The sequence below is a fragment of the Gallibacterium salpingitidis genome (genome assembly GCF_001678495.1).
Classification (GTDB): Bacteria; Pseudomonadota; Gammaproteobacteria; order Enterobacterales; family Pasteurellaceae; genus Gallibacterium; species Gallibacterium salpingitidis.
This window is the reverse complement of the sequence record NZ_JTJL01000003.1, coordinates 1-17,247: the sequence shown is the minus strand read 5'-3', so window position 1 is coordinate 17,247 and position 17,247 is coordinate 1. Positions and strand designations below refer to the sequence as shown.

Sequence of the window (17,247 nt, the reverse complement as noted above, 5' to 3'; positions counted from 1 at the left end):
CTCGAGTAATGAGAACTGCAGGAAATATTGATTTGGTTACCTTATAAGCTATGTTCAAAGTTATCTTTATTATTAAAATTGACGACCAAATAAAAATTAAGGAAAGAGATAATGGAATCTCTTTCCCTAACAACATTATTTATATTTTGCTTGATATTCTTCTTTCTTATCTGGAGTAACGAGTTCAAATGGAACCCATTTGATTTTTTCTACTTTTTCACCTTTAGCTGCACGATATGCCATTTCTGCACCAGCGGAACCTTGACCTTGTGCTGATTGGAATACAGTTGCATCTAAGCCTTTACCTAAATACTCTAATGCGTCTGGCGTAGCATCTAAGCCGACAATCAGAATATCTTCATCTTTGATGCCTAATTTACGTGAAGCAAGTACCGCACCAATAGCCATTTCATCGTTGTTACTTACGACGACATTGATTGATTTTTGTCCTGATAAAACATTTTCAGCAATTGCCAGCCCTCTATCGCGTTCCCATTTACCTTCTTGTTCAGCAACAATGGTAATGTTTTTATGATCTTTGAAAACGTCTTTATTACCTTCGGTGCGTTTAGTTACCGCATCTTGTCCTAATGGCCCTAATAAAATTAATGCTTCGCCTTTTTTATCGCCTAAAGCATTAACAATGAAGTTACCTTGGATACGTCCACCTTCGATTTCATCTGAACCAACAAAGCTGGTGACATATTTATTCATATCATCTTCGTTTGGACGACGGTTCACGATAATTAATGGAATACCGGCATTTTTTGCTTTACGTCCAATCGCTTTGACGATGTTAGGATCGTTTGGCACCACTAATAGTGCATCAACTTTTTGATCGATAAAGGTTTCAACATCACTTAATTGTTTTGCAGAGTCTGCGTTAGCATCAGCTAGTTTGAATACAACATCATCGTGTTGTTTATCAAATTCGCGAATTGCGTCTTGTAGGTAAGTTTGCCATTTATCAGCAAATGAATTCATTGGCGCCCCGATAACATAAGTTTTGGCTGTTACCGCTTGTGAAGTTAATAACAGACCGCTACATAGGACAGTGAGTAATGTTTTTTTCATCATAAGATTAGCCTTTTAAGTTGAGTTAATCACGACGGAAATACAACTATATTCTACAAAGACGTCAATTAAAGAATATAAATTCCAAATAATGATAATTTGAAATAAATTATCTGGCGCTATGTATAACATTAAGATATTTTTCTGACAATCACGAAGTTAATGAATTGTGAAATATCTCTCATTTTTTGTGCAAAAATCTTTTAGTTAAGTGATTTTTATCAGTTATAGTATTTTCTAGGTTTTTATAAAAATAATTGTTTTTCAATTAATTATATTGATATGGAATCTTGTTAAGTTTGATAAAAATAGAGGGGGAAAGATAAAAAGGGACAATCATAAATTGTTTCAAGCGGTATCTTGGGAGTAGCTAAGGAACAACTTTGATAATCTCTTATTTTAGAAATAACGTTTTATTTTTAAGAATTTTTAGAAAATTTAATCATCGTTGTGTTGCGCATTGTTTCATCACTTGTCGCAATGTAACCGGCTGATGAGGAAAAATTTCCGCAATTAAAGCTAAGAAGAGTTCTCCAGTAGCAATAGCATCTGCGATAGCATTATGCGCCAAATAGGCAGGCAAGCCTTTATGCTGCCTGATTTCTGCTAGACGTAGATCCGGATTACTTTTTCCCCAATATTCAGAAAGTGAACGCGCTAAACAAAGGGTATCAAGAAAAATTAATGGCAACGGTAGTGAAGAGGATAAAGTTAGCGCTTTTCTGAGAAAATTCTGCTCGATAGTTGCACAATGGGCAATCACAATTTTACCTGCCAAATAAGGAATCAATTGTTGTAAACAACTTTGTTCACTCATTCCAAGCGTTAAAACTTCAGGGCGAATATGATTGATAATTGCCGTTTCCGGCTTGATTGCTTCGCCAGTAGAAAGATAGTAATGCTGTGCAGTAGCAAGCGAAAGCACTTGCTGATTAATTTCAACAGTGCCAACCGATAAAATGCGATCTTGAGTAATATCTAACCCTGAAGTTTCAAAATCTAATGCGACTAGTGGTAATTGAGATAACGGCGTATCTCCATTAGGAATAGCTTGTGCAAATAACGGTAAAGCCATCGCAGGAATATCCGCTGAATCCAGTGCTTTTTGCCGCTGTTTCTCTAATTTTTTTAAGGGATCGTGCCAAAATTGCCAAATCATCGTAACAATCCTTTGCTATTAAAACGTATCTGTGCCGCTTCTTGATAGCGCGCGATAATACGGAAAGCATCTTTCAGATGATTTCTTTCAAACGGCGTTAATGAAGTAGGGGCAATTTCATTACTCAACGGCAAATGTTGCAGTAACGCCTGTTGTTGATGCGATAATCGTACTTGACTGATGAAAGATAGCGTTTCATAAAGTTCTTGCTGACTATCTTCACTAATAATCTCTTTCTGGCTGGCAATTTTTAAGCGTTCTGCGGTATTAGTCGCTAAGCTATTCGCCGCTAAAGCATAAACTCTGGCTAATTCAATAATTAAATTGATAGCTTGTTTTTTCAGATTGAGAACCTTTTGATTAGCACCATTTTTTGCCAAGACAAATTGGCGGAATAGACCTAATGGCGGATTAACCCGTAATGAGTTAGCAATCAACAACGATAAGAAACGTTGATTGCCTTTGATATGTATTAGTATGGTTTCCTGCAAACGTTCTACCAATGACTGATCGCCAAACAGGAAGCGAATATCTAAATAGACGCTGACATCTAATAGTGCTTGTGGATCAGGGTTGTAAATCCATTGTCGGTAATACTCTTTCCATTTCGCTAATTCCACCGACCATTTGGCTTGATTTGCCATCATTTCACCATCGCATAATGGATAACCACAATGCTGTAAGCCATTACAAACGAAATCAGTTAAGCGTTGGAAATAAGCTCGTTCTTCGTCAGTAGGCGAACGTTCTAAAATTAAGCCGCTATCTTGATCGGAGTTGAGGTGCATTTCTTGTCGAGCTTGCGAACCAATAACAAACCACGCATAACGCATTGGCGGTTTTCCCAATTCTCGTTCAGCAAGTTGTAATAAACGTTTAGTAAAGGCATCGGCGATTAACGTCAGCATTTGCTGAATAATTAAAGCGTGTGTGCCAGCTTCCTGCAAAGTAAGAAAAACTGCTTGTTTTTGTGGCACTAAAGAGAGTAATTCTTCTAACGACTCTTGCCGATAAATACGGCTAATTAAGAATACCGCTTGTACTTTACTTCGTTCAACCAGACTGGTTGCGGTCAGCACCCCAATAACGTTGTCGCTATTGGTATCAATCACAGGCAAACTGCGGACATTGTGCAACATCATCATTTCAATCGCTTCAATCAGTAACGCATTTTTCTCAATCACTTTTGGCTGTTGTGTCATTACGGTATGAATCGGTTGCTGAATCGAGATACCTTCAGCGACAACACGTTTAGTAATATCTCGGTCAGTAATGATACCGAGCAAGCGTTGATCTTGCATAATTAAAGCACTGGAACGGTGCATTTTCACCATAATTTGCGCCGTTGCCTGAATGGAAAGATCGGGCGAAACAATTGCCATCTGTTTATTCATCACTGTTTCAACAGTTTTTAAATAAAGAGCTTCTTCGGCAAATGGTTTGCTGGTGGAATGTGCAATCCGAACGCCCTCTTGAGCGGCGAAATGATTGCGAACAGTTGGATTATGCTCAATTAATTGATACAGCTTTGTTTTAGGAATGCGATAGAGCAGTGTATTTTCGATAGCAGTTACATAATAGTCACCTATTCCTTCTTGATCGAGCTGACTAAAACCAAATAGATCTTCATCGGTTAATCTTGCTCTTAGCTCGCCTGATGGCAACCGTTGTTCTATGGCGCCTGAACGAATAATAAATAGCCCTTTACCCACTAATTGCTGTTGCTCTAATGTTTGATCTTTAATCAAATATAAAATATCTACCGCACCGGCTAATGCTTTTTGATCTTCAAGATTAAGCTGCGCAAAAGGGTGAATATTAGATAAGAAATTAACAATATTGGGTAAAAGTGATGTTTCTGTCATAGCTACTACTCATACTGGATAAAATAAACCGCTAATGGTTAGCGGTTTATTTGTTCGATCAAGCAATTAGGCAGTTTCAGTTACTCTAGCGTAACGTAAAGCCTGCATAATTGACCATAATACATAACTGATTGATGCTGCGGCGAGCACATAATAACTAGGCATTACCCAATCAGCAACATTTTGCGCTAAGAAGGTGTACATTGATACTGATGCTAAGGTAATTAAAACCGCAACAGGTTTAGTCAATGACCAAGGTTTAATATCAACTTGTTCGGTATAGACTTCTTGGTATTCGGTTTGGCGAGGATAGAAGTAGCCGATAGTTAACATAAAGATAATGTTAGCAACGAATAATAAGCCAATAAGGTGGAAGAAATGAATATCCACTTTAATAATAAAGTTGAACACAATATAAGCACTCATTCCGAATAATAGCCCTAGTTTCGCTGCAATAGCCGGCACACGTTTGGTGAGTAAACCAACGAGAACAACACTAAGAATTGGCGCGTTGAACATACCTTGTAATTGTTGGATTAAATAGAATAAACCATCGCTACTGTTAGCTACTAATGGTGCCGCGACCATTGCGATCACCGCTAAACTTAAGCCAAGAATTTTACCAACGGTCACCACTTGTGTTTCAGAAGCTTTTGGATTTAAAGATTTCTTATAGATATTGACGGTAAATAAAGTCACCGATGAGTTTAACGCACCACTAAAGGTTGAGAATACGGCGCCTACCACTACGGCGGCAAAGAAACCAACTAATAGATCCGGTAAAACAAGTTGCACCAAACGAGGGTAGGCATTATCTGGGTTATCCATTTGTCCGTTAAAAATATGATAGGCAATGATACCCGGCAGAATAATAATGCTAGGAATTAACAGTTTAAAGAAAGCGCAAAGGAAAACCCCTTTTTGTCCTTCGGCAAGATTTTTGGCGCCCAAAGCTTTTTGTACAATTGATTGGTTGGTACACCAGAAGAACATATTAGAAACGATTAAACCAGTAAATAAAGTAGAGAATGGCACTAATGAATCTTCGGCACCGATAGAATTAAATTTTTCTGGATGGGATTCAAAGACTTCTACTAAGCCAGACCAAACGTTACCGTCGCCAACATAACCGAGCGCAAATAAGGTAACGGTTAAACCACCAACAATTAAGCCAACACCATTTAAGGTATCTGCAATCGCAATCGCTTTAATACCGCCAAAGACAGCATAAATAGCACCAATAGCGCCAACACCCCAAACCATAATCAACAGTGCAGTGGAGCGATCTAAATGAAACACGTTTGATACTTGGAAGAGATTTTCTAAGGCAATTGCGCCTGTATATAACACAATCGGTAACAGCGAAATCACATATAAACCAAGGAATAAAATAGAGGTAATGGTTAGCGTTTGTTTATCAAAACGATTTTCCAAATATTCCGGAATACTAGAAATACCGAGTTTTAGATAACGTGGTAAGAAAAATACCGCAAAGAGAACGATTGTCATCGCCGCCATAACTTCCCACGCCATTACAATAAAACCAGTACGGAAAGATAAACCATTTAAACCAACAAGATGTTCGGTTGATAGATTCATTAATAACATTGATGAGCCGATATAAATACCGGTTAATGAACGTCCGCCAAGAAAATAGCCTTCTGCGGATTCAGTGAGATGAGCATTACGCGTTTTATAGTAGGCGTAACCAGCAACAAATGCGGTAAATGCAATAAATGAAATAAAAGCAAACATTATTTTCTCCTACATCATCTTAATCATTAGCGATGATTAAGCTACAAAAGCATCAAATAGTTAAATTGCAAATAATTAAATTTCAGTAACGGAAACCCAAGATCTAGTTTGTGCAGATTGGGCAATCGCTTCTAATACTTGAGAAACGTGATAACCAACATAGAAATCAGGCATAATCGGTTTGTCGTATAGCAATCCTTCAACTAAATCGCGCACTTCCACTGCCTTTTGATCGTTGAAACCAATCCCATGTCCGGCACTAATACAGAATGGGCGATAATCGGGGTGTTCAGGGCCGGTCAAAATGGTTTTAAAACCTTGACGATTAGAAGCATCTGCGTGAATGTAGAGTTGCAATTCAGCCATTCTTTCTTGGGTAAAACTTAATGTGCCTTTTGTACCAGTGACCACATACGTTAAGCCCATTTTTCTACCACAAGCGATACGAGAGGATTCAATCGTGCCCATTGCACCATTCGCAAAACGCACTAACGCACTGGCTTGGTCTTCATTTTCAACAGTGCAGAGTTTGCTTGGGTCTTTTGCATCTGGACGTTGTTTAATTACGGTTTGCATATCACCGCAGACCTCTTTAATTTCTGTACCAAGCAGATATTCCGCCATATGAACGATATGAGCAGCAAGATCGCCGATAGTCCCTAAACCGGCTAAATGGCGGTAGCAGTGCCAATCAATTGGTGTATTCGGATTGGCGAGATAATCTTCATTATGGGTGCCATAAAAATGGATAACTTCACCAATTTCGCCGCTAGCAATAATTTCTCTCGCTAATTGGCTGGTCGGGTTTTTGGCATAATTAAAGCCGACCAAAGTTTTAACGCCAGCTTGTTTTGCCGCTAAATACATCTCTTTTGCTTCAGCTGCGGTAAGCGCTAACGGTTTTTCTGAATAAACGGTTTTACCATTCTGAATTGCCGCAAGGGCAATTTCTTTATGCAAAAAGTTTGGGGTACAAATATCAACAACATCAACATTAGGATCGGCGACTAACTCTTGCCAATGAGCAGTAGAACGGCGGAAACCAAACTCTTTTGCTCGTTGTGCAGCAAGTTCAGGGGTAACTTCGGCAAGATATTCAAGCTCTACTTTGCCTTGTAAGTTAAAGACAGTGGGTAGTTGGGCATAAGCGATGGCGTGACAACGACCGATATAACCAGTCCCCACTAAACCAATTCTTACCTTGTCCATATTTGACTCCTTTGTGAAAAATAGATTGAGAAAGTTGCCCATATCGGAATTAACGTAGGTTGTTGTTAAGAAGGATAGAGCAGTAATTTAATCTGATTAGCAGGTAACATACTATTGCAAAATGGAAATTTCAATTCATCTATTTATTTAAATAAAAAATTTATTTCATTTTGTGATCTAAGTAGAAATATTGAAAAGAGCAATAATAAAAGGCTTGCAATATGGTAAGAAAAAGTATCTCTCTGCCATTTAAAGAAAATAATAGAAGAATATTTGTTCTATTTAGGTGGTAAAAGATATCACTACAAAGTACAGCTCTTCATTGAAGTAGTAAAAGATATCATCACAAAGCACAGTTTTTAATTGAAGGACAAAAAATATCGCCGCAAGTACAGCTCTTCATTGAGGGACAAAAGATATCACCACAAGCACAAATCTCAATTGAAGTGCTAAAAGATATTGCCACAAAGCACAATCCTTAATCCAAATGATGATAGGGCCCCCTCTTTAATGCAATAAAGAGGGGTTGGGGAGATTTAAACCCAATAAAAGCAAACAAGTATAATTTATTTAACACACTCACATTTTCACAGATATTCCAGCACTTTTTTGCTAACCCTTTGAAAAGTCTAGTTTTTCAAATCTCCCATACCCTCTTCAATCTTGAAGAGGGTTCTGCCAGTGAAACGCATAACCCTGCGCATTTTGATAACAACAAAAGCATTTGTTATTAAGTGGTAAAAGATATCGAAAGCACAGTTCTTCATTGAAGTGGTAAAAGATATTGCTACAAAGCACAATCCTTAATCCAAATGATGATAGGGCCCCCTCTTTAATGCAATAAAGAGGGGGGGGGGGAGATTTAAACCCAATAAAAGCAAACAAGTATAATTTATTTAACACACTCACATTTTCACAGATATTCCAGTACTTTTTTTCTAACCCTTTGAAAAGTCTAGTTTTTCAAATCTCCAGTACCCTCTGCCAGTGAAACGCATAACCCCGCGCATTTCGATAACAACAAAAGCATTTGCTACAAATATTCACTTCAATTCAGTAGCAAAAACTACTCCTAGCAAACACCAACTTTAATATACACCAGACAAGATCGCTTACGCGAAATAAGCCAATCTCACCAACCAACACAAACGATAAAATAAATTTCACCACGAAATCTAAATTTATTTTTTAGTGCAAAAATAGACTGAACTTTCACTCCAAATGAAATTTATCTTGAACCAAATTAGTAACAAGAAATAAATTCTTTTTAAACTATGGCATATCAATGCTACATCTCTGTTGGCTGAAAAATCATTGTAAAAACAAGCGCAAAGCAAAGGCTAATAGTCATCTAGGTGATTAATAAAAAAGAATTGTACCTCTTAGGTGTTACATTTAAGTGTTATTTGAAGATAAAATTAAACACCATTTAACCAAATTGACATTTTAAAATTAATCATTTCGCTAAAATATTTAAAGTTGTAATTGGTGATAAAATATCCATCCTCTCATTCAGTTTATGATAACGATAAATTAAAAATATAGTAACAATTAAAACAAATTACCCCCCCCCAGGCGATTTTGTCAAAACCAGTAATACCAATGCATTAAGCGGTTTTATACTTGTAAAAAATAACAAAAAACTTGTACTTTTTCTTGTTAAAAATGATTTTTTATAAAAAATAAACAGATAGATAAAAATAAAGTAAATGGCTTTTTTTGCAAAAAATTTGAAGAATATCACTAAATTTAAAATTCACTATTTACATAAATTTATCTCAGTGTTACATTCTACCCGATTTTATCGGAGTGGCTCTGATTGACGAAATTCCCTCAAGCCGATTGACGTAATTCCTTCAAGTCAAAGTCATATTTTTCAATCGTATAGTAGCTGTATGCTATATATAACCAAAAAAGGAACGGTTTATGAGCCATATATTTCGCGTAATTTTCGATCATTCAAAAGGAATTTGGATTGCGGTATCAGAACTTACTAAGGCTCATGGTAAGACCAAATCTGAAAAAAATGCTAACCCTGTAGAAATTGTCAATGGGGGGGGGGAATTCTCTAACTAAAGCAGCAGCTACTGCCGGTACAATATTGCTTGTTGGATTGGGTGCTTCAAATGTTGTGATGGCTGGTGGTGGACAGCCAGAAACTGGTGAAAATAAGGAGACATTTACTGAAGTTGTAACTACATTTGTGGCTAATCAGAGTACAGCAACTCCAAAAAAAGAACATAGTACCTATACACTTGGGATTCTTGGGGATAATTCTACCGTAGAAACAAAAGGACAAGATAATAATATTATAATTTCTGTAAAAGAGAATGGGATAGGTACTACTCAATTAGCTGATAATTCAGTAAGCAAAAATAAGATTCAGAATGATGCTGTTGACAGCTCAAAAATTATAGATGGCTCTATTCAAACAAACGATCTTCATGATGGAATAATTACTCAAAATAAATTAGAAAGTAGCTTCAACAAGCAAATTACTGAAGCTATAGATAATAGAATTACAAAGATTAGGGGTAATTCTGGAGGAGAACAAGCGATATCAGGGGCGACAACTTTAGCGATCAATGGGGATGGTAAGGATATCACCACAACAGCAACATCAGGAACTATTACTATTTCATTAAACAAAGCCACCGCTGTTGCTGATAATGATACAAAAGTTGTTACCTCAGATGTTGTATATGATGCAATTGCAGGCGCGAAGACAAAAGTAACTGCTGGTGAGGGCGATAGTTATATTACTGTTACATCAACAGAACCTGAAGGTTTAACAGGTAATAGCTACAAAGTAGCAGTTAATTTTTCTGGGTTAAAAGACAAACTCGATGAGACTTTCTTAAAAGCTGCTGATTTAGTTGCAGGAAGTAATATTCAGATTACTGATTCTACAATTAGCTTAAATCCTGTACTTACCAATTTAACTTCTGCTCAGTTCGTTGGAGATACTGAAGGTCAACATACTACCATTAATAAAGATAGTGTAAATATTGCTACTGGTTCAACAGCAGGTTCTCCAGCAGCAACTCTTACTGCTTCGCAACTTACATTTGCCGGAAGCGGTCAATCAGTTATTTTAAGTAATACTGGATTAGACAACGGTAACAATAAGATTATTAACGTGGCAAAAGGTACTGCTGATACTGATGCGGTTAATGTTGAACAATATAAAGCATTAGTCACAAAACTTGGTGGTGCAATGAGTAGCGGTAATAATGGAACATTAGATGAATCTAAGTTTACTTTTGCAACAGCAGTGAAAGGTTCTACTTCAGTTGATGCTCCATTAAATGCACTAACGGCAATTAATCGATTGATTGAGGCAGCAAATAATCGTGCTGAAACAGCTGCTGCAATTGGTTCAGCTACAAATACTGATGGCCAGTTAGCTACTGCATATGCAGTTCAACAATATGTTACCACTGGTGCGAAGTTGAAATATAAAGCAGGTACGGAAACTACTGCTAAAGAAACAACTTTAGATACTGGTTTAACCTTTAATGGTGACGAAAATATTACGATTACTACTGGAGCTAATGGTGTTGTTAATTATGCTTTAAATAATAAGTTGACAGGTATTACTTCTATTAGCAGAGGAGATGATTCTATTACGCTTACACTTTATGATGATTCATTGAAATTAAATGATAAGAAAATTCGTGGTGTAGCAGATGGTGATATTAAAAATGGTTCAAAACAAGTAGTTAATGGTGGTCAACTCTATACTGTGTTAAGCAACCTGAAGACTAATATTTTAGGTAGTGATTTTGACATTGCAAATGATGGCACACTTTCTGTAAATGGCACTATTGCAGGTATTACAGGGGCAACAACTATCAGCGGTGCATTTGCAACATTGAAAGGCAATATTGGTGATCTTCAAAATGGTGTTGCAGGTCCAGTTAGATATACTAGTTTAAGTGCATCAAATGTTCCAGATGGTAATTCAGAACTTGCATTAGTAGGGGATGGTAATAGTACAAGTACACCAATTAAATTAAAGAACTTGAAATCTGGTCTGTCTAATTTAATTGATTCAACAGCACAAGGAACAGCAATTACTAAAGAGAATGCTGATACAGCAGTTGGTAGTTTATTAACTCTAAGTGGAGCAAACCTTGGTTATGCAGCTACTTTAGGCGACTTACAAGCCGTTGCTCAAGCAGGGTTGAACTTTACTGGAAATACAGCAAATGTTTCAATTCATAGAGCATTAAGTCAATCATTAGGTATTGTTGGCGCTGGTACAATAACTGACACTAACTTTGCTGGAGTGGCTAATGCAGCAGGTAATATCCGCGTTACTGCAGATGCTACTAATAACCAACTTATTATTGAGTTAGCGAAGAAACTACAAGCTTTAGAAGAAGCGACATTTACGAAAGATAACGCAGCAAGTTCAACTAAAGTGGATAGCAGTGGTGTAACTATTACTCCAACAAGTGGAAATGCTGTTAGCTTGACTAATAAAGGCTTGAATAACGGCGGTAAAGAAATCACCAATGTTGCTACTCCAACAGACAAGGCTAGTGCAGCAAATAAAGAGTATGTTGATAATGCTATCGAAAAGTTAGATACAACATTAACTGAAAGAGGTTTTGATTTACAATCAAATGGCGATAATGCTTCAAGAGTAGAACTTGGTGATAAAGTTATCATTCAAGATGGTGCCAATACTCATGTTTCTGTAACTTCTAATGAAAAAGGTACTGAACACACAGTAACAATTAATAATGTGGCTTCTCCAACATATTATGTTACTGAGAATGGTGATAAAGTGGCTAAATTTGATGATGCTTTCTACAAAGTTGATGATGATGGAAACAAAATCGATGGAGTAGAGACTACTGAAATTACTGGAGTAAAACTCTTTAGTCCGGATGGAACTAATGATGTGAAATTAACTGGTGTGAAGAGTGCAATCACTGAGGAAGATTCAAATGCTGTTGATAATCTTGCTAACGTAACAGATCTAAAAGATATCACTAAGCAAAATGTTGATAGCTTCACAGACGCATTAAATGGTGCTGCAGAAAACTCACCAACAGCAGCAGTAAATATTAAAGATTTACAAGCTGTAAACAATATGGTTCAAGCTGGTTGGACAATTGGTGTTAAAGCTGATGGTGGCTCAGTAACTAAAGATACTTCTGAAGATCCATATCGCGTTCAACCTGGACAAAATGGTTTAACACTAGTTGCTGGTAAGCATATCAAACTTGATCAAACTGGTAGTGAGATTAAGATTTCTACTGATAACAGCGCTGTTGCGAATAGTGCAATTGATAATGGCGCTATTCCAGTAAGTTATGCGCATTATGTTACTAAAAATGGAAATCAAGTGTTAGAACAACTCTTTAAACAAGATGATGGCACATATAAAAATGCTGATGAAGAAGTTGTTGATGTTGCTGATACTGATGTAGTTGTACAAGTTGGTGATGGTTCAACAATGACCTTAGCCAATGTGAAGAGTGCGTTAGGATTAAATGGTGATGCTGATAATAAGGATGGTGCAGCTAATCCAACTAACCCACAAGCTATTCACAAAGATGCAGCACAAAAAGCAATTGCTGGTGACAATAAAGATGGTAACGGTGGCTTACTCACTAAATCTGGTTTAGAGCTAAATCATGCAGTTAACCTCGGCGACTTACAAGCTGTTGCACAAGCTGGTTTAGACTTTGCTGGTAACTCTGGGGATGTTGTTCATAGTCCGTTAGGTACTAAAGTAACTATCAAGGGTGAAGGTTCTGTAACAGGTGGTACCGCAGCAGATAATATTACTGTAGAAACTAATGCAGAAAAAGCAGAACTTACTGTTAAACTCGCTGAAGACCTCAGAAACTTGAAGAGTGCAATCTTTGAAGAGTCAGATACAGCAGGCTTACAAGTAGATGGTAAAGGTGTAAGTTTTGTTACTATCAATGAAGATGGTACAGTAGCGAAAGACAACAATGCTCCATCAATTACTAGAGACGGTATTGACGCAGGTAACCAAAAAGTCACTAACGTGAAAGATGGCGGCATCACGAACGATAGTAAAGATGCGGTTAACGGCGGACAAATTGCGAAAGTCTTAGGTATGGAAACTGACGATAATGGTAAAGTCAAAGGTATCGGCGGTACAACAAAAGATACTATTGACGGTGCGTTGAAAGAAGTTCGCTCTGAAGTGAATAATGGTTCTAGCGGTGGAAATATTAGCGTTGATGAAACTAAAGGCGAAAATGGCCAAAGCATTTATAGCGTTAATATGAGTAAGAACCTTGTTCTCGAAACTGTAACCTTAACTAACGGTACTGATAACGCGAAACTTTCTGTTGTTCGTCAAGATCAATATAAAGGCAGCGAAACTGCGTTGAACGTTAACGGTATTCGTGTAACCGGTGTTGCTGATGCGAAAGACCCAACTGACGCTGTGAACTTGAAACAAATGCAAGAGTTAGGTTATCAAGTGAATACTCGTGTATCTAACTTAGAAAGCAAAGTTAACAAGATGGATAAACGCTTACGTGCTGGTATCGCTGGAGCAATTGCTACAGCTAACTTACCGCAAGCCGGTGTAGCGGGTTATAACTCTATCGCAGTTGCTGGCGGTTCTTACGGCGGTGAAAACTCTGTTGCGTTAGGTTACTCAAGACTTTCTGATAACGGTAAAGTTATCTTCAAAGTTAGCGGTTCATCAGATAGCAGCGGTAGATTCGGTGTTGGCGCAGGCGTTGGTTTCCAATGGAAATAATAGCTAAGTAACAACAACGTTAAATAGACGATATAAATAGAAAACCGGGTGGGTAACCACTCGGTTTTTTTATGGGCTTAATGTGCAAAAAATTCCACACTTTTGTTCGTTAAGCCTAAAATCAATCCCCCTGTAATTGCATAAAACGTTCCCGTAGAGCGTGCAATTGATCGCGTGTTTGTGCCGCTTTTTCAAACTCCAGATCTTGGGCAAACTTATACATTTGTTGTTCAAGGCGTTTGATCTCTTTTTGCAGATCTTTAGCATTATCCAACGGTGCATAACTTGCTTGCGGTTCAGCCGCTTTATTAACCCGTTGTTTTTTACCTTTTTGATTTGGGCTTTGTCCAATATCCAAAATTTCACCGATTTTCTTATTTAAGGCTTTTGGCACAATACCATGTTCTTCATTGTAAGCTTGTTGTTTTTGGCGGCGGCGTTCGGTTTCTTCAATTGCTCGCTGCATTGAAGGGGTAATATGATCGGCATATAAAATTGCTTTACCGGCTAAATTACGTGCCGCACGACCAATCGTTTGAATTAGAGAACGTTCGGAACGTAAAAAACCCTCTTTATCAGCATCTAAAATCGCGACCAAGGAAACTTCTGGCATATCCAATCCTTCACGTAATAAGTTGATACCGACTAACACATCAAATTCCCCAGCACGTAAATCACGAATAATTTCGACTCGTTCAACAGTATCAATATCGGAGTGAAGATAACGTACCAATACGCCATGTTCTGCTAGGTAATCGGTAAGATCTTCTGCCATTTTTTTCGTTAAAGTGGTAACGAGAACCCGCTCATTTTTTTCCACTCGTAAACGGATTTCGGAGAGTAAATCATCGACTTGTGTCGCGACAGGACGCACTTCAATTTCAGGATCTAATAATCCGGTAGGGCGTACCACTTGATCAATAATTTCATCACCAGATTTTTCTAACTCGTAAGGCCCCGGAGTCGCAGAAACATAAATTGTTTGTGGCGCTAAGCGCTCAAATTCTTCAAAACGCAATGGGCGGTTATCTAATGCAGATGGTAAACGAAATCCGTATTCTACGAGAGTTTCTTTACGAGAGCGGTCGCCACGATACATACCGCCGATTTGCGGTACGGTAACGTGAGATTCATCAATAATCAGTAAACCATCGCTTGGAATATAATCGAACAGGGTCGGTGGTGGTTCACCCTCTTTACGACCAGAAAGATAGCGGGAGTAATTTTCGATACCTGAACAATAGCCTAGCTCATTCATCATTTCGATATCAAATTGAGTGCGTTGCGTAATACGTTGTTCTTCGAGTAATTTATGTTCTTTAATAAAGTATTCGCGACGTTCTGCTAATTCTACTTTGATTTGCTCAATCGCTTCTAAAATTCTCTCGCGCGGAGTGACATAGTGGGTTTTCGGATAAACCGTATAACGAGGAACAGCCCCTAACGAATGATTGGTTAATGGATCAAACAGACTTAAACGTTCGATTTCTTCATCAAATAATTCAACTCTTAAGGCAACATCGTCAGATTCAGCAGGGAAAATATCAATAACATCGCCATGTACGCGAAAAGTACCGCGTTGGAAAGCTTGATCATTACGCGTGTATTGTAGTGCTGCCAAATGAGAGAGAATTTGTCGCTGATCGATTAAATCACCGGTTTGTAAGTGCAGCATCATTTTTAGGTAAGAGTCTGGATCGCCTAAGCCATAAATAGCCGAAACAGAGGTGACTACAATCGTATCACGTCGTTCCAAAAAGGATTTTGTTGCCGATAAACGCATTTGTTCAATTTGATCATTAATGGAAGCATCTTTTTCGATAAAGGTATCGCTAGCAGGAACATAGGCTTCTGGCTGGTAATAATCATAATAAGAAACAAAGTATTCCACTGCATTTTCGGGGAAAAAGGCTTTCATTTCAGCATAAAGTTGTGCTGCTAAGGTTTTATTTGGGGCAAAAATCATTGCTGGACGATTTAATTGCGCAATGACGTTAGCAATGGTAAAGGTTTTTCCTGAACCGGTTACGCCGAGCAACGTTTGATGCGCTAAACCATCATTTAAATTTTCTACCAGTTTTGCGATTGCTGCAGGTTGATCACCGGAAGGTTTAAAATCGGAATGTAAAATAAAGGGTTTACTGTTTTTTTTCATAACAAGATCGGCTGAGAAAATTTGACACGCGATTTTAGCATATTTTAGTGTTGACCGATATTGGCGTATTACGCCACATTGCGGTTAACCACAATGGAATTCCGTTATATAACGAGTTATAATTTCTTATAACATTAATTTATTAGATAAATCAAAAATGAATATTAAAGCTTTATTTCCGGGACTACTATTGTCTGGTGTGGTGACTGCCGTTGCTTTCACATTAACTTATTTTGGAGTTGGGCAATCTTTAGGCATTAGTGCTTTAACCTTTGCCATTCTTATTGGAATGTTGGTTGGTAATTCTATTTACCCCAAAATTGCAGATGTTTCTCACGAAGGTGTTAATTTCTCGAAAGGCATTTTATTGCGTGCAGGGATTATTCTGTATGGTTTTCGTATTACTTTTCAGCAAATTGATTCCGTCGGTTTTAATGCTATTGCGACTGATGCTGTAATGTTGCTTTCTACCTTTTTTATTACCTGTTGGTTAGGTATGAAATGGTTGAAGATTGATCGTGAAACGACTTTATTATGTGCAACCGGCGCGAGTATTTGTGGTGCAGCTGCGGTAATGGCGGCAGAACCAGTGGTAAAAGCGCAATCGCATAAGGTGTCTGTTGCTATCGCGACTGTGGTTATTTTTGGCACCATTGCAATGTTTGTTTATCCTATTTTATACACCTGGCTAAATGCGTATTTGAGCGAATATCAATTTGGTATCTATATTGGCTCGACCGTACACGAAGTGGCTCAAGTCTATGCAGCGGGACAAAATATTAATAATCAGATTGCGGATAGTGCGGTAATCACTAAGATGATTCGGGTGATGATGTTGGCACCATTCTTATTAGGGCTTTCTTATTTCTTAAGTCGTGAACAATCTACTTCACAGGCAAGAAAAATTAATATTCCTTGGTTTGCTGTTTGGTTTATTGTGGTGGCGATTGTTAACTCTTTCCCAATTATTCCCGCTGTCATTACTCATTGGTTGGTTGAACTAGATACTATTTTATTAATGATGGCAATGTCGGCATTAGGTCTAACAACTCATATTGATGCGATTAAAAAAGCAGGTGCGAAACCTTTAGTGCTAGGATTAATTGTTTTCTTCTGGTTGTCGATTGGGGGTTTCCTGATTAATTTAGTCAGCCAAGCATTATTTGTATAGCAGAAAAGTGGAGTAAGTATTACTCCATTCAGTTTATAAAATCAATTATAAAACTTTTAGCTAAATTATTTCTTATCTAAATTTAGGTTTCGCCCTAAA

9 protein-coding genes are annotated in these 17,247 nt (G+C 37.7%); 3 read left to right on the top strand and 6 right to left on the bottom strand.

The genetic code is table 11. The features are described from left to right. Positions 1-135: 135 nt before the first annotated feature. The 5 genes from QS62_RS00910 to QS62_RS00890 form a co-directional block, all read right to left on the bottom strand. On the bottom strand, positions 136-1,074 hold the full coding sequence (locus QS62_RS00910) for a substrate-binding domain-containing protein (RefSeq protein WP_066104663.1): 939 nt from the start codon (positions 1,072-1,074) through the stop codon (positions 136-138). Positions 1,075-1,516: 442 nt separating this feature from the next. Beyond that, positions 1,517-2,233: an exonuclease domain-containing protein gene (locus QS62_RS00905; RefSeq protein WP_066104500.1), complete on the bottom strand. Its 717-nt coding sequence runs from the start codon at positions 2,231-2,233 to the stop codon at positions 1,517-1,519. Next, positions 2,230-4,098, bottom strand: a complete 1,869-nt coding sequence (locus QS62_RS00900) for a DUF294 nucleotidyltransferase-like domain-containing protein (RefSeq protein WP_066104498.1) — start codon at positions 4,096-4,098, stop codon at positions 2,230-2,232. The genes QS62_RS00905 and QS62_RS00900 overlap by 4 nt, the downstream gene beginning before the upstream one ends. Before the next feature lie 66 nt (positions 4,099-4,164). Next, positions 4,165-5,853, bottom strand: a complete 1,689-nt coding sequence (locus QS62_RS00895; RefSeq protein ID WP_066104494.1) for a solute:sodium symporter family transporter — start codon at positions 5,851-5,853, stop codon at positions 4,165-4,167. Positions 5,854-5,928: 75 nt separating this feature from the next. Continuing rightward, a complete protein-coding gene (locus tag QS62_RS00890) occupies positions 5,929-7,062 on the bottom strand; it encodes a Gfo/Idh/MocA family protein (RefSeq protein ID WP_066104490.1) in 1,134 nt (377 codons plus the stop codon). A gap of 1,926 nt (positions 7,063-8,988) precedes the next feature. Here QS62_RS00890 and QS62_RS11840 point away from each other — a divergent pair. Continuing rightward, positions 8,989-9,138 carry an ESPR domain-containing protein gene (locus tag QS62_RS11840; protein WP_082966100.1) on the top strand — a complete coding sequence of 50 codons (150 nt, stop codon included), beginning with the start codon at positions 8,989-8,991 and terminating at the stop codon, positions 9,136-9,138. Further along, positions 9,113-13,822, top strand: a complete 4,710-nt coding sequence (locus QS62_RS00885; protein ID WP_066104487.1) for a YadA-like family protein — start codon at positions 9,113-9,115, stop codon at positions 13,820-13,822. Before QS62_RS11840 ends, QS62_RS00885 begins: the two co-directional genes overlap by 26 nt. A 121-nt stretch (positions 13,823-13,943) precedes the next feature. Here the strand turns inward: QS62_RS00885 and uvrB are convergent, their stop codons facing one another. Next, entirely contained in the window at positions 13,944-15,977 is a 2,034-nt protein-coding gene (uvrB, locus tag QS62_RS00880; protein WP_066104484.1) for an excinuclease ABC subunit UvrB, read from the bottom strand. Positions 15,978-16,134: 157 nt separating this feature from the next. Here uvrB and QS62_RS00875 point away from each other — a divergent pair, with 157 nt between their 5' ends. Continuing rightward, on the top strand, positions 16,135-17,148 hold the full coding sequence (locus tag QS62_RS00875; RefSeq protein ID WP_066104480.1) for a YeiH family protein: 1,014 nt from the start codon (positions 16,135-16,137) through the stop codon (positions 17,146-17,148). Positions 17,149-17,247: the final 99 nt, after the last annotated feature.